This is a genomic window from Sphingobacterium endophyticum (assembly GCF_009733535.1).
Taxonomy (GTDB): domain Bacteria; phylum Bacteroidota; class Bacteroidia; order Sphingobacteriales; family Sphingobacteriaceae; genus Sphingobacterium; species Sphingobacterium endophyticum.
On record NZ_SMMI01000004.1, the window covers coordinates 191332 to 205966 of the forward strand.

General features: G+C 37.5%; 11 protein-coding genes. 7 read left to right on the plus strand and 4 right to left on the minus strand.

Annotation, left to right across the window (positions count from 1 at the left end; genetic code table 11):
• Positions 1–9: 9 nt before the first annotated feature.
• The 7 genes from E0Y80_RS06675 to E0Y80_RS06705 are packed head-to-tail and all read left to right on the plus strand — an operon-like array spanning position 10 to position 11270.
• A complete protein-coding gene (locus E0Y80_RS06675) occupies positions 10–3177 on the plus strand; it encodes a SusC/RagA family TonB-linked outer membrane protein (protein WP_156306885.1) in 3168 nt (1055 codons plus the stop codon).
• Between the two features lie 5 nt (positions 3178–3182).
• Entirely contained in the window at positions 3183–4727 is a 1545-nt protein-coding gene (locus tag E0Y80_RS06680) for a RagB/SusD family nutrient uptake outer membrane protein (RefSeq protein WP_156306886.1), read from the plus strand.
• A 2-nt stretch (positions 4728–4729) separates the two neighbouring features.
• On the plus strand, positions 4730–5482 hold the full coding sequence (locus E0Y80_RS06685) for a fasciclin domain-containing protein (RefSeq protein ID WP_156306887.1): 753 nt from the start codon (positions 4730–4732) through the stop codon (positions 5480–5482).
• Between the two features lie 4 nt (positions 5483–5486).
• Entirely contained in the window at positions 5487–7094 is a 1608-nt protein-coding gene (locus tag E0Y80_RS06690; RefSeq protein WP_197091503.1) for a DUF5008 domain-containing protein, read from the plus strand.
• Positions 7095–7104: 10 nt separating this feature from the next.
• Positions 7105–8823, plus strand: a complete 1719-nt coding sequence (locus E0Y80_RS06695; protein ID WP_156306889.1) for an alkaline phosphatase family protein — start codon at positions 7105–7107, stop codon at positions 8821–8823.
• Positions 8824–8834: 11 nt separating this feature from the next.
• Entirely contained in the window at positions 8835–10214 is a 1380-nt protein-coding gene (locus E0Y80_RS06700; RefSeq protein ID WP_156306890.1) for a discoidin/SUN/FTP domain-containing protein, read from the plus strand.
• 30 nt (positions 10215–10244) lie between these two features.
• Positions 10245–11270, plus strand: coding sequence for a PKD domain-containing protein (locus E0Y80_RS06705; RefSeq protein ID WP_197091504.1), 1026 nt, complete (start codon positions 10245–10247; stop codon positions 11268–11270).
• Positions 11271–11633: 363 nt separating this feature from the next.
• Here E0Y80_RS06705 and yajC read toward each other — a convergent pair whose 3' ends face one another.
• The 4 genes from yajC to E0Y80_RS06725 are packed head-to-tail and all read right to left on the minus strand — an operon-like array spanning position 11634 to position 14504.
• Complete coding sequence (yajC, locus tag E0Y80_RS06710) at positions 11634–11945, minus strand: preprotein translocase subunit YajC (protein ID WP_156306892.1); 312 nt, start codon at positions 11943–11945, stop codon at positions 11634–11636.
• A gap of 27 nt (positions 11946–11972) precedes the next feature.
• Positions 11973–12422, minus strand: coding sequence for a DUF1573 domain-containing protein (locus tag E0Y80_RS06715; protein ID WP_197091505.1), 450 nt, complete (start codon positions 12420–12422; stop codon positions 11973–11975).
• Between the two features lie 10 nt (positions 12423–12432).
• Positions 12433–13383 (minus strand): transcription antitermination factor NusB, encoded by a 951-nt coding sequence (nusB, locus tag E0Y80_RS06720; protein ID WP_197091506.1) that lies wholly within the window; start codon positions 13381–13383, stop codon positions 12433–12435.
• Between the two features lie 50 nt (positions 13384–13433).
• The gene (locus tag E0Y80_RS06725) at positions 13434–14504 is read right to left on the minus strand and encodes a Glu/Leu/Phe/Val family dehydrogenase (protein ID WP_156306894.1); all 1071 of its coding nucleotides are present in this window, start codon (positions 14502–14504) and stop codon (positions 13434–13436) included.
• Positions 14505–14635 lie beyond the last annotated feature (131 nt).

Consider the following 14635-nt stretch of genomic DNA (forward strand, 5'->3'; position numbering starts at 1 on the left):
CTAAGCCTTATGAAATTACAAAAACTAATTATATTAATCTTAAGCATATTTAGCCTTCAAATTGCTTTTGCTCAGAATCAGGAGATTCGAGGACGGGTTGTTGACGAGTCCAACAATGGAGTTGCAGGCGTTACAGTTATCAATGCTGCCAACAACCGCGCTATTACTGCTACAAGTGATAATGGGAACTTCTCGATCAGTGTTCCTGCTAATACGACTTTAATATTTAAAGCGGTAGGTTTTAACCAGAGAAGGGTTACTGTCAGGGCTAATCAAACTACGATCAATGTACAGTTGAGCTCAACAGAGGATCAAGTGGAAGAGGTCGTTGTCCGTGGTTATGTTGCCCGCAAAAAGGAAACAACTACTGGTTCTTCCTTTACCTTAGGAGAAAAAGACCTTCGTGACGTTCCGACTGCAAACTTAGAACAGTTAATGCAGGGTAAAGTTCCTGGATTGAACGTTCAGGTAAATACCGGTGCTCCTGGATTCAGAGGGTCGACCCAAATTCGTGGACTATCCACTTTAACGACTACAGGAAGTGGTAGCGAATCGATCTTAATGCCTACTTCCCCATTGTATGTGATTGATGGTGTTCCTATGGATGCTGACCGTGCTTCGGAATTTGGCCTTCAACAACAAGGTCCCGGAATCAGTCCACTTTCCTTAATACCACCGGAAGATGTGCAGAGCATTGAAATCTTAAAGGATGCCCAAGCAACTTCCCTATATGGTTCACAAGGTGCTTATGGTGTAATAATCATCACAACAAAACGTGGAAATTCTCCAGTACCTCGCATCAATTATACCCACAGTACTTTTATGAAAACACCACCTAAGTTAAGAGAAACGTTAGGGGGTAATCTGGAACGTCAATTAAAGATCTGGCAAATTTATAATAATGCCAGAATTCAGGGGGAAATTGATAATATTATGAATACCCCAATGTTAGCGGATAGTTTAAATGCGTTTTTCAATAATTCAACAAATTGGCAGGCACTTTACTATCAAAACACCTTTAATCAAAACCATAACTTAAGTTTGGACGGTGGTAATGAAATCCTTTCCTATAAATCCAATATTGGTTATTATGGAGAAACAGGGGTTATTAAGAATACGGGCTTTAATCGGTATTCTGCCAACTTGAGAATGGATTATAGACCTTCGAAAAGGTTTGATTTTACAGGACAGGTATTCGCCCAATTAGGTAAACAAAACAAAGGCGACGGTACGGGAATCTTGCAGACCGGAGTGAGCACAGGAGGAATGAACTCCACCCTCCTTCCTCCGCCAGGATTTTTCAATGCCTCAGCTGACTATATTTCAGCAATTAAAACGAAAAATGATAATAGCTCCAAGCTGATCAGGCCCTATGTGGAAGGTAAATTTGAAATCCTTCCAGGATTAAGGTTACAGTCAGCATTGAGTTATGAATTTGCTTCGAACAATGAAGACCGTTTTACACCTGCAGCGGCAGCTGGCCAGTTCTCTGAAGTCTATTCATTTGCTGGACGTGAATCCAATCTTTATAATCGGAACATCATCAATTATACACGTGATTTTAATGAGGACCATAACATCTTTATCAACCTCTTTAATGAAGTGAGACATAATCAAAGACAAAATTCTATTACCAAACAGGTTCGGACTCCAAATGACCAATTTGAAGGACCATTGGGTTATGATGGTTGGTTTTCTAGAGGGGGTGGAATATTGTCCAATTTCAGAAATGAAAAAGCCTTATCATTTGCATTAGCGACGTCCTATAGTTATAAGAGCCGTTACATTGTGGATCTTTCGTACCGGATTGATGGTTCTTCTGCAAATGGTTTTGAGAATTTATATACAAAAAACCCTGCTATTGGGGTTCGATGGAATGCACATCATGAAGAATGGATTAAGTCTGTGCCATGGATCAATCTTGCTTCCCTTCGCTTTACTTGGGGAGTGAATGTTATGCCGACCAGTTCCTTGGAGCGCATCTACGGAAAATATGATATTTCCGGTAGATACAATCAAATCAACGGTATAGGTATCAACTATGAATTTATTCCAAATCCAAACCTTAAACCAACAACATCCATGCAATATAATGCTGGTTTGGATCTGAATCTGTTCAATAATAAGATTGAAATAATTTATGATACATATTACAAACGTGTTGAAAATCTATTATTTGAATCATTCTTAAGCAATTCAACAGGATTTGACAAGTTGCATTCAAACGATGCTGGTCTTGCAAATTATGGACATGAACTAGCATTAAACATTCGACCACTACCCGCAGCCAGTGCATTTAACTGGACATTCTCCTTAAACGGTGCCTATAATAGGGATGTTTTATTGCAACTTCCTGCAACCTTCCGTGGTCAATTCATTAAGTGGGATGGTGGTCCTGATCTATTACATAGTGTGAATCGTGTTGGTACCTCTGCCCTATCTAATTATCTATTACAGAATGTTGGGGTATATGCAACAGATGCAGATGTCCCGGTTGATCCAACAACAGGTCTTCGTTATAGAACATCTGATGGAACATTCTTCCAAGCTGGTGACCCAATATTTGTGGACCGAAATGGAGATTATATTTTAGATCAACGAGATTATGCACGTTCAGGGAATACCCAACCTTTATGGACCGGAGGTATGCAGAATAACTTTAACTATAAGAACTTCCAATTCTCTGTTTATGCCTCTTATACAGCAAAACGTACCATTCTTAATTATGCATTGGCACAACGTTTAGACCTGTTTAGAAATCCTTTCGGACAAATTATAGAAAATGGAGTGATTACTGGAAATGGCGGACAATCTGTGGTTCCGGTGGATGACTTGGATATTTGGTTACAGGACGGAGATATTGCAAAATATCCTTATCCATATGATTTCTCAAGAAATTCCAGTGTTAGACCTTTCCGTTACGACCAAACCTTATGGGAAGAAAACGGATCCTATTTTAAAATTAACAATATTATTGTAGCCTATGTGTTTGACAGGGATTTCTTAAGAAGATTTAAGTTAGACAGGTTCCGTATTTACGCATCAATGGATAATGTTTATACATTTTCTAAATATTCAGGACCGAATCCTGAAAACGTAACAAGTCTTGGCCGTGATGCTTCTAATGGCTACCCGGTACCGAGATCATATACTTTAGGTTTCAACATTTCATTCTAATTATTATGAAAAACTTAATAAAAAATAAATTAGCAGTAATTGGATTAGGAATAGCTTTGGGTTTCAGTTTTTCTGGGTGTAAGGATTATCTAACCGTGGAACCCATCGATCGTTTAACAGGGAATAATTATTACCTTTCCCAACAAGATGTAGAAACAAATATTGCCTTTATATATGCCAAATTCTTCACGAAGATCAATGAAACGTGGGTAATGGGAGCGATCGGTGAAGCCCGATCTGGTGAGATCTTTGTTTCTGAAGGAGCCAATAGTTATAACTCAAGAAAAGTCATTGAAGCATTAGGAAGAAATGACATCAACTATGCCATGGCCGGAAATGATTTTCAATGGTATAATATCCGTGCTATCACCAATTGGAAAACGTATTATCAGGTAATTCAAAGTACCAATATCCTCATTGAAAAATTAGAAGAGGGCATTCCTGGTGTTAGCGGTTCAGATCAAACACGTTATATCGCCGAAGCAAAATTCATTAGAAACTTCACTTATTTCTGGATGGTGCGTCTATATGGTGATGTTCCTTATTTTACAGATGCTTACCATACGGAGCCTCAAGCCCGTGAAAGCATGGTTTCAGTATTGAATAAATGTATTGCTGATTTGAGTCCACAAAAAGATTTAATGCCATGGTCGTTAAATGATCCGGGACTTAGAGGTGCTAGACCTGCTAAAGGAGCAATAATAGCTCTACTGATGCACATGAATATGTGGAACTCAAGTTTTGATCCTGCAAATAAGCAGAAATACTTAACCGAGGCGGTAGCTCTTGGAAAACAATTGATCGACAGTAAACAGCATAAACTTGTTGCTCCCTTCAATGATCAAAACTGGGCGACAGTTACCAAAGGTAGAAGTGAAGAATCGCTCTTCGAATTCTACAAGAGTATCAACTATGGGGATGATGTTGCGGCTTTAGCTCCTTTTTGGGATCACTTCTTACGTTGGCCATACAAATTCCCTCGTTATACCAACCAATTAAGCCATTGTTACTTTATTTCAACCTATATGAATCAGATCTTTCCAGAAGGAGATGCAGATAAACGTAGAGAGATGTGGTTTGAGGACATTACTTCGGACAATGGTCGCTTTGTACTCAGAAAATTTGGTACGAACGTATATGCTTCAGGTAATGAAGATAAGAACCCGGATAATACGTTCAGTATTTTCAGATATTCCGATGCAATTTTATTGTATGCTGAAGCTTGCGCAGAATTGAATAGAGATCCGGAAGCCATTGCTGCAGTCAATATGGTTCGGGATCGGGCACAGGCAACTAGGTATAATGGTGGCGGAGGTTCGGATCTCAAGAACTTTATCTTTCTAGAAAGAGGAAGGGAATTGATTGGTGAAGGAATCCGATATTTTGACCTTATCCGAACACGAAGGATTATGAGCAGAGAATGGACCTTGAGCCCATTAACCTTGGATCAATATAATCGCGGTGGCTGGACCTGGCCTATAGATCCTTCTGCGCTGAATAACAATCCATATATGGAATTAAATGATTATTGGACTTCAATTGGACGTTAATTATGAAAAAGCTATTTAAAACCGAATATATTGCACTCTTTTTTATGAGTCTATTCTTTTTGGGTGCATGCAATAAGGATGATTACTATGAGGATGGAGGCTTAGCCAAAGCTGAATTCGATGGAACTATCATTCAATATTTAGAAACAAAACCTGTTCTATTTGATACTATTGTACAGATTATCAAATTGGCAGGTCTCGAAAATGACTTTAAAACGAAAGAATTTACATTTTTCGCCCCTTCAGATCCAGACATCAAACAATTGATTGGGACTGTTGGAAAAGGAGGTTTAAATGAAGTGCTTTTTTTTAATGGCCTGGATACCATTCAAAAATTAAGCGATATAGATTCCTTAATCTGGCGGAAGCACTTATTGAAATATATGTTTAAAGGGAAGAATAAACTTGCCGATTATCCTCAGGTTGATTTTCAACTCTTAGGCACATATCCCGGACAGAATTATGTCTCTATGAGCGGTGCTGTTTCTAAAATAGGTGTAGTATTCAATGATATCATACAGATGAGCGGATCGACTGAGGTTGCAAGGTTAAAATACAAAGGCTATAGACAGTTATTTCTTTCTTACATGCCTGATTATGGCAACCCAGATAACCTTCTTAGATACCCGGTTTCTACATCGGATATTCAACCGACGAATGGCGTAATCCATGTTTTAAATTATAACCTTACTTATTTTGGATTAAACTTAGCTTCAATAGATGTTATTCAGGATGTTATCCAAAGCAAACGCTAAAATTATGAGAAAGCTTTTTAAATATTATATAATCGCAATGGCATGCTTAGGATCATTTTCCTGTTCCAAAGATGTCGAATTCCACTCTGAACCTTACCAAGAAGGTAAGGCAGCATTAGGAATTGTAATTGACCGATCGCAAAAGCCAAGTCCAGAAACTGGCGGACCGGGCACTTTAGTAAAATTAAAAGTAAAAGGCCTTAATGCTTATAAGGATAAAGCTGTATTTACCTTTAATGGTCAGAAGGCAGAAATTGTTTCCATCAGCGACGAAGAAATTACCGTTAAGGTTCCGGATTTCGCAAGTACTGGAGCGACAACGATATTAATCGATGATATTCTTTTCCATGGACCAAACTTTATGGTTCAGGGTAAAATTAAAATAGATCCAACCTGGCAGGCCAAATATGGAGCTAACGGAGGTTCAATGATTGATATGCTGACAACCACGGATGGAAAGAATATTTTCGTAGGTGCCTTTACCAATTATGAAAATAAAGGTAACATCAAACCCAACAATAGAATTGTCAGAACTTTTCCTAATGGAGAATATGATGCCAGCTTTCGCGTAGGAAATGGGGTTCAAGGATTTCTAAGCTCTATTATACAAATTCAGAATGGGTATTATATTGCAGGTTCTTTCTCGGGTTTTGATCAAAGGACGGACAATATATCCAATTTGACTCGTTTAAACCTAAATGGGCAGATTGATACCATGGCCGTTAAACCATTTCGCCCTCCTCACCTTCCCGATACCACCAAATATTATCCAAAATTCAATGGTGGATTTAATACTTCAGTAGCTGATATTTATGAGCATAAAGGAAAAATACTGGCTGTAGGGAGCTTTAGATATCATATCCATCGAACTTACGGCAAGCCGAATTATATGGAAACTAGGGATTCCGTGATTCTTGATAGTACAGAGATAAGATCTGTTGCGCTATTAAATCTGGATGGAACTTTAGACAAATCTTTTAGATTTTCCAATGGAAAAGCATTTTTAGGTGCAAATGGTTATACAAGTTCTTATTATCATAAATCTGGAGCTTTAAAAGGGAAAACGGTTATTTTTGGATCCTTTAGCAGCTTTGATGGCGAGCCAGCAGGAAATATCGTTAGGTTGAATGAAGATGGAACGGTTGATAAAACCTTCAATATAGGAAAAGGCGCAAGTTATGGTATTAGCTCCGTTAACTACAATGAAAAGACCAATAAATATATTATTACGGGAGGTTTTAAAACCTTTAACAATGTGGCAAGCCTACAAATGGTGATGTTAAATGCGAATGGAACGGTCGATAATACCTTCAAACCAAAAGACTTTAACGAAGGATTTCCAACATATGCACTACAATTGGAAGATGGTAATATTGCAGTTTCCGGTTCATTTGGAGAATATGGCGGCATTGCAAGATCAAATTTCTTAATTATCGATTCCAAGGGTGATTTGGTTAAGGGAATGAACAATACTGGCTATGTCGACGATCAAATTCTGAAGATCATTGAAACAAAATCGGATGATGGAAAAAGAGCCTTACTACTCTTAGGCAATTTTGACAAATTCGATAATATTGATGCTAGAAAAATAACAAGAATAACGATTGAATAATCAGCAAATTATGAAGAAAAATATTTTAAACTCAATTTCAGCCATACTGCTGATTTTTCTGGGCCTTAATATAACTTCCTGTCAGGAAGAGTTCAGTAAGGTTATTCCAGAAAATGATTCTGATTCTGTAGATGTAATTTATGGAAAGCCTAAAGTGCTCTTGTTAATTGTAGATGGAGCTCGAGGGGAATCTGTAAGAACTTCCAATATCTCCAATATGAATGCCTTGCTGCCCAATTCTATCTATTCCTGGGTTTCCTTGAGTGAAGAGAATGCTGCTGGTATATCATCGAATTGGGCAAACTTATTCACTGGAGTAAATTACACGAAACATGGAGTAAGAGACAATAATTTTGAGAACAATAAGTTCGATGCCTATCCCCTTTTGGCTGACCGAATAAAGGCCAGCATGGGTGATTCCATAAAGATGAGTATGGTCAGTCCTAACGCCACATTTATTGAAACATTCGGTAAAAATACGAAGGCTCAAAAAGCAAGCAATGATGATGATGTTACGACGAAAGTTATCAATGACCTAAAGGATGAAAATCTTTCATTTATCACGGGCCACTTTACTGCTGTAGATGCAGCTGGTAAAACTGCTGGATATGATAATTCAAAACCAGCCTACAAAGCTGCAATTGAAAAATTTGACGGTCAGGTAGGTCAATTAATCAAAGCATTGGAAGCAAGACCAAATTATGGTAAAGAAAACTGGATGGTAGTCATCACATCAAGTCAGGGCGGGGCCTATGAAATTCCTCCAGCACAAAATGACAACACGATATTCAGTAATGCTGGATTAAATACCTTTACGATTATTTATTCGCCAAGATATTCCACTAAATTTTTAGGAAAACCATTTATCGGAAATAAATTTATCGGTGATTTTATGCGCTTTGAAAGAGAAAACTATGCTCAGCTAGATTCTGGAGATAACAGTATTTTCGATTTGGATTATTCAGATTTTACCATTGAGCTGAAGATCAAGAAGAATAAAGGCCGAGATAATAATTATGCTTTTTGGTACCCATCGATTATTGGTAAAAGAAAACATTTCCAGGGAAACTGGGGGGCAGAAACTGATGGTATAGGATGGGTAATTCACCTTTCAGGTGAGTCTTGGATTTTTAATGCTCGTGGAGATAAGGGAACCGGGGAGGTTAAAGCTGACAAAGATTTAAACCGAGGAACTTGGAATACAATATCCATTACAGGTCAAACAGTAGATGGCAAGCGAACTGTCAAACTCTATACAAATGGTGAACTTTCAAAAGAGGCGGATATTAGCGGCTGGGGTTCTATTGCTGCTGAGGCTAAATTTAGAATTGGATTTTTAGAAACTAGAGAAGGTTGGCGTTCAGACGCATATTTGGCAGATGTAAAATTCTGGAAAGCCGCATTATCACCAGAGACTATCAAACAATATAGCTGTGAGGTTGGGGTGGAAATGAGCCATCCAAACATTGACTTTCTTGCTGCCTATTGGCCAATGAACAGTAAGGACGGAAAAGTATTATTAGATGAGGGTCCTTATGGTTCCCATCTAAAAACACATGGAGATTATCCGATTACCAATCTAAATGATTTTCTATGTGCTCCTTCTTCAAGCACTTTGAGTGCGATGGTTCCTAGAAATATTGATATCCCTACTCAAATTATCAGTTGGCTTAAAGTTCCTAGGCAATTGAGTTGGGGTTTGGATGGCCGTGTTTGGATTGATAAATAAACCTAAAGATTATGAAAGTCATGTTGAATTTAATCAAGAAAATATATGTACCCATTCTTTGTTTCACCTTATTTATAGGTTGCAAGGATACAGCATTAGAGGACTTTAGTCTAAAGCCCGGAACAGCAACGACCGTTGGTTCTGGCGATATCGCTGGTGGAATCACAAAAACGAATGAACAGATTACTGTTCCTGTCAGTATTAAATTAACTAGTCCTGCTAGTAAGGCATTTGATGTGAACCTTGCCGTGAATCAAAAAGCGGCTGAAGATCATATAAAATCTAAAAATTTAGGGAGTAACTATATTGCAGTTAAGCCTGAGTCTATCTTCTTACCAAATAGTACAAAAGTTAATTTTGGTGCAGACTCCACCGTTTTCAGCATTACCATTACACGGACAGAGGTTGAGAAATATTTTGGAAAGAATATTGTTATCGGATACGGGATTACAAATGCCGGAAAAGGTAATAATATTGACCCAAAGAATGCTAACGGTGTACTCATATTAAAAGTAAATGATCTTATCACAGAATCAGACATCCATTTTATCTCGTTGACCAATGGTGCTGGCGCTGTCTTAGAAGCTAAAAATCAACAAAATTATGAAAGTTCTTCTTCAGGACTTTCGATACCTATTGGAATAAGCTTGGCGAGCTTTCCAGGCTCTGCATTTACAGTTGATGTCCAGACATCCACCGATACTATTGCTCAATTGATTAAAACAGGAGTATTGCCCGCGAATACGGTAGGACTAAAACCTGAGGAGTACAGCATTCCTACGAAAGTTCAATTTGCAAGTAATTCCAAATCTACTGGATTAGAGATTAATGTGCCATGGTCGGTAATCAACCAGAACTTAGATAAGAAGTTAGCAGTCATAGTAAAGTTGAGTTCCTCAACCCTTCACGTACTGAATCCGGAAAAAAATTACAGCATCTTGCTGATAGACTCAGAAAATGTTGTTGAAGTGGATGTTACCAACGATGCTGTATTTACAGTAAGTCGCGACAACACCGGAAATCCGGATGAAAATTCTCCGAAATTGATTGACGGTAATTATAACTCAAAATTCTTGTTAGGAGATTTTGTTGATCTAGAAGCTAAATTAGTATTTACAGAAGCACAGAAAATCGGTGCATACACCTTTACCTCTGGGAATGATGCTCAAGAACGTGACCCTGCGGAATGGGTGCTTTATGGTTCAAATGATGGAACTACTTGGGAAGCCATAGATACGAGGAGAACAGAGGTTTTTAACGGCCGAAATGAAACTAAGCGATTTAATATTGAATTCCCTAAGGCATACAAACAGTTCAAGTTACACATCGAAAGAACGAGGAGCAGCAGTTTATTCCAAATGTCGGAATGGCGTATGGTAAGAATTCCTTAATAGAATCTAGAATTTGAAATTATGAAATTAATGAAATATGTATTTCTCTGCTTAGCTCTAGGTCTGTTGAGCAGTTCATGTAAAAAAGATCAAGAACCAGTGCCTGAAGTTATTGAAAAAGAACCAAAACCAACGGCAGCATTTACCTTCGCACAGGTAAACCAGAATGATCCATTTACTTTTAAGTTTGATAACAAAGCGACGAACTTTAAAGAAACGCGTTGGTCCTTTGGAGATGATAGTACAGCCTCTGTCGTCACTCCTACCCATACTTTTCTAAATACAGGAACCTATGTTGTCAAGTTGGTTGCATTAAATGGCGAAGGATATTGGGCACAGCGCGAGGAAACCATCCGTATTTCGGCGGCTAATTTGATTAAGGTGACTGCAAAACCTGCAGGAGCGGGAAAATTGAATTTGGCCTTTACCACAGCAATGTCAGTAGCAAAGACCGAATGGAAAGATGGTTATGAGAGCAATGGACAAGTTCTTAGCACAGAAAAAACAATTGATTTACAATTCGATCCCGGAACATTTAAAGAAGTACAATTAAAATTGACAACTTCAAAAGGTTCGATTGCAGCTTTAAATCTTTTTGTATCTGAATTAGGAATTATCAAAGACATTACGACTTTTGAAAATTCATTCTCTGTTTCCCATGAGAACAGTGGTGGACCGGATGCTGGAGAAGGATCGAAAAAGATGATTGATGGAGATATCACGACCAAATTATTTGTGGGTGGAGTTGGAAATAATATGAGTTGGCAATTTGCGTATCAATCCCCACAAATCCTAAATGGATATAGTATGACTTCGGGTAATGACTCACCAGACCGAGATCCTAAAAGCTGGAAAGTAGAAGGTTCAATTGATGGAGAAACATGGATTACCGTTGATCAACGTACAAATGAATTTTTCACGGAAAGAAGACAATCAAGGACTTTCTTATTTACAAATAAAACCCCATATAATTATTATAGATTCTCTATGACAGAACTAAATGGTGGTAGTAATTTCCAAATGTCAGAAATTCGAGTTTTAGAATTCCCACAGTAAATAAATCGAATTAAATTTTAATAATAACTGGTTGCTAGATCTGTAAGACAGAAAAAGCAACCAGTTTTTTTATTTCTACCTAACTCCTTTTACTCTTCTTCCATTCTCCTTCCTTTTTCATCCGCAGCTGATTATGACCTCGTCCGCTTGCATCCGGACGAGGTATGGATAATGTGTGGACGAAAAAGGAAGAAGAGTAGACCAAGAGTGGACGGAGATCAAACCAAGAATAGAAATGGACTAAAACATTGCGGAAACTGATCTGCATAAAAAATTAAAATTGGATAAAAAAAAGAGCTACAAAAATTTTGTAGCTCTTTATTGTAGAATTAGACGATCAGCCTAATTTAGCTTGAAATATGTTTAAGAAGCCTTTTCTACATTTAATGCTTTAGAAGCTTCAAGAGAAATCGCTGTTTTATCGAAACGAATTTTAACACCATTTCCAACATCTACCAAGAAAGTTTTATCACTAACTTCGACGATACGTCCATGAATACCGGCAGTAGTTACAATTCTTGAATTCACTCCGATTTCGTCGATATATTTTTTGTGTTCTTTTTGCTTTTTCATTTGTGGTCTAATCATAAAGAAGTAGAAAACCACAATGATTAATACCATTGGAATAAGTTGTGTAAAACCTCCTCCTGCTTGTAATAAAATTGTTGAGATCATTTGTATATTATAGTTTATAGTTTACGCTTAGATTGCTTCCACTGTACCTTTTAATTGTACTGTAGTGATATTAGATTCGGCGTTTGAAGCAATTGTGATTATCTTTTGTTGTTGACCTACCTGTCCATCGCTATTGAATTCAACGGCAATTTCCCCTACTTTCCCTGGTAAAACAGGCGTTGTTGTAAATTTTGGTGTTGTACAGCCACAACTTGCAGAAACCTGAGATAAGATTACAGGACTAGTTCCGGTATTTTCAAATTTAAAAACATGTTTAACAACCTCTCCCTCTTTGATGGTTCCAAAGTCATAAACAGATTCTTCAAAGTCCATTTTTCCAATACCGTCGTTCGCTTGAGCTGAATTTCCAGTATTGCTTTCAGTTGATGTAGTTTCCTGATCTGCATTTTTAGCAGCTTGGTTACAAGAAGTAAACAAAACCGTAGCAGCTACGAATGACAAAATAAGTTTTTTCATATTCATTTATTTATGCGATCAACCCGCGACCTTCTTTTTTAATTCTTCTTTGCGAGGTAAGGTCAGCAAGTATTTTGTCTAATATACCATTTATAAAGGTACTACTTTTCAAGGTACTGAAAGACTTAGACAATTCGATATATTCGTTAATTGTTACCTTAACAGGAATTGTTGGAAAATTTATCAATTCTGTGATTGCCATTCGCATCAAAAGATTATCAATTAATGCAATTCGGTCAGATTCCCAGTTTTTGGTTTTGGCAGCAATAAGGTCTTGATATTCTTCGCCATATTTAACTGTCATTTTCAGTAGGTCGATTATAAAATCCTTATCCTCAAGCCAGCTCGGAGTTAAGTCAGCCAATTTATTTTTAGCGGGAACTTCAGAATTAAAATTCTTGAAGGTTTTAGCGATCATAGCCTGCAAAACTTCCTTATCGACTTGCCAGTTTATGAATCTTTCATCTAATGCTTGTTCAATATCTGGGGATTTTAGAATAATCTTCTTGAAGATATATTTAATAATATCTTTTTCAGCAGCGATAGATCGATCTTCCAGGTTTAGGTATTCCAAATAAGCTTCAGAATCTTTTAACTGAGCATAGATTGAGCGAACAATTTCAGGATCGTAATTCCAATCGACGTTATACCTTTTTACTTTTTCTAAATACTCTCTGTTTTGTCTAAGCGAATCAATGAAAGTATTGTTGTTCAGTTTAGTAGAGGTGAAGTTTTTATCTTTATCAGAAGGAATCCATTTATTGGCAATACCTTCCACATCGATAAGCACATATTCTGCAACTTCATCTAAAAGATTCAGTGTCCAGATATACATTTCATCGACTTCCTCCACACTTTTGAGAAGGTTTTTCTCAAAACTAACAATGTTCTTGTCTTCCGACAAGCTGTAGGCATACAATGTTTGCATGACCTTTACCCTAAGGTGTCTTCTATTTAGCATAATTTATTGAAAGAACGAATATTAATAAAGAACGATATTATACTATGGTATTATTTTAATTTTTTCATGTCTGCGATCCGCTTTTCGGCGAGTTCTTTTGCAGCTTGATAAGTTGAAATATTTTCTTCTTTTGATTTTTGGATAACGTGTCTCGTTGCTGTATAGATATAGCGGATTAGGTGATCAGTGCGATCTGCACCATATCCTTCCAATTCTGAAAAACAAGAAATCAATGCTCCGGCATTAATCAAGAAATCAGGCGTATAGAGAATATTGTGTTCTTTTAATAGTTCCACGGTTTTCTCATCTTCCAATAGTTGATTATTTGCGGATCCTGCGATGATTTTACAGCGCATACGAGGAACAGTATCTGGATTTACAGTGCCTCCGAGTGCGCAAGGTGCATAAACATCAGCATCCAGTTCAAAGCTAGTCGAGTAAGTGATTGGTTCAGCCTTATATTTTGCGGCGATTTTCATTTTACGCTCTTCAGTCATATCAGAAACATACACTCTTGCATTTTCAGCACGTAATAAAGAGACTAGGTGTTCCCCTACACTTCCGACACCTTGAACAGCAATTTTTCTACCTGCAAGGTTATCATCACCATATAATTCTTTGATAGCAGCTTTAATTCCGTAGTAAACTCCTTTTGCTGCGAATACGGTTGTATCGCCAGAACCATTTAAGGATGTTGGCAAACCAGCTACATAATTTGTTTCGGCGTGAATATATTCCAGGTCTTTTTGTGTTGTACCTACGTCGATTGAAGCGATAAAGTTGCCGTTCAATCCATTGATGAATCTACCAAAACGACGCATCAAAACTTCTGTTTTTTCAGTTCTATTGTTACCGATGATGATAGCACTACCGCCTCCTAGGTTCAATCCGGCAAGGGAAGCTTTGTAGGTAATTGCTTTAGATAAGCGTAGAGCATCTTCGATTGCTTCGGCTTCTGTAGCATACGGCAACATCCGAACACCACCGATTGCAGGGCCCAAGGTTGTGTCGTGAATTGCTACAATAGCTTTCAAGCCGACTTCTTTATCATTACAAATGAAGATATTTTGATGGTCAGATACGCGCATCAAATCAAATAACGAGGTAGAATCTTTTTGCATAAACAAACAAAATTAACAGGTACAAAATTAGCAAATTATTTAGTTCTTTAGCCAAAAGCCTTAAAATATTCGATTTAGATGAAAGTATTGACAATATCACAACTTTCACCTATAGTTTATTGAAAATTATC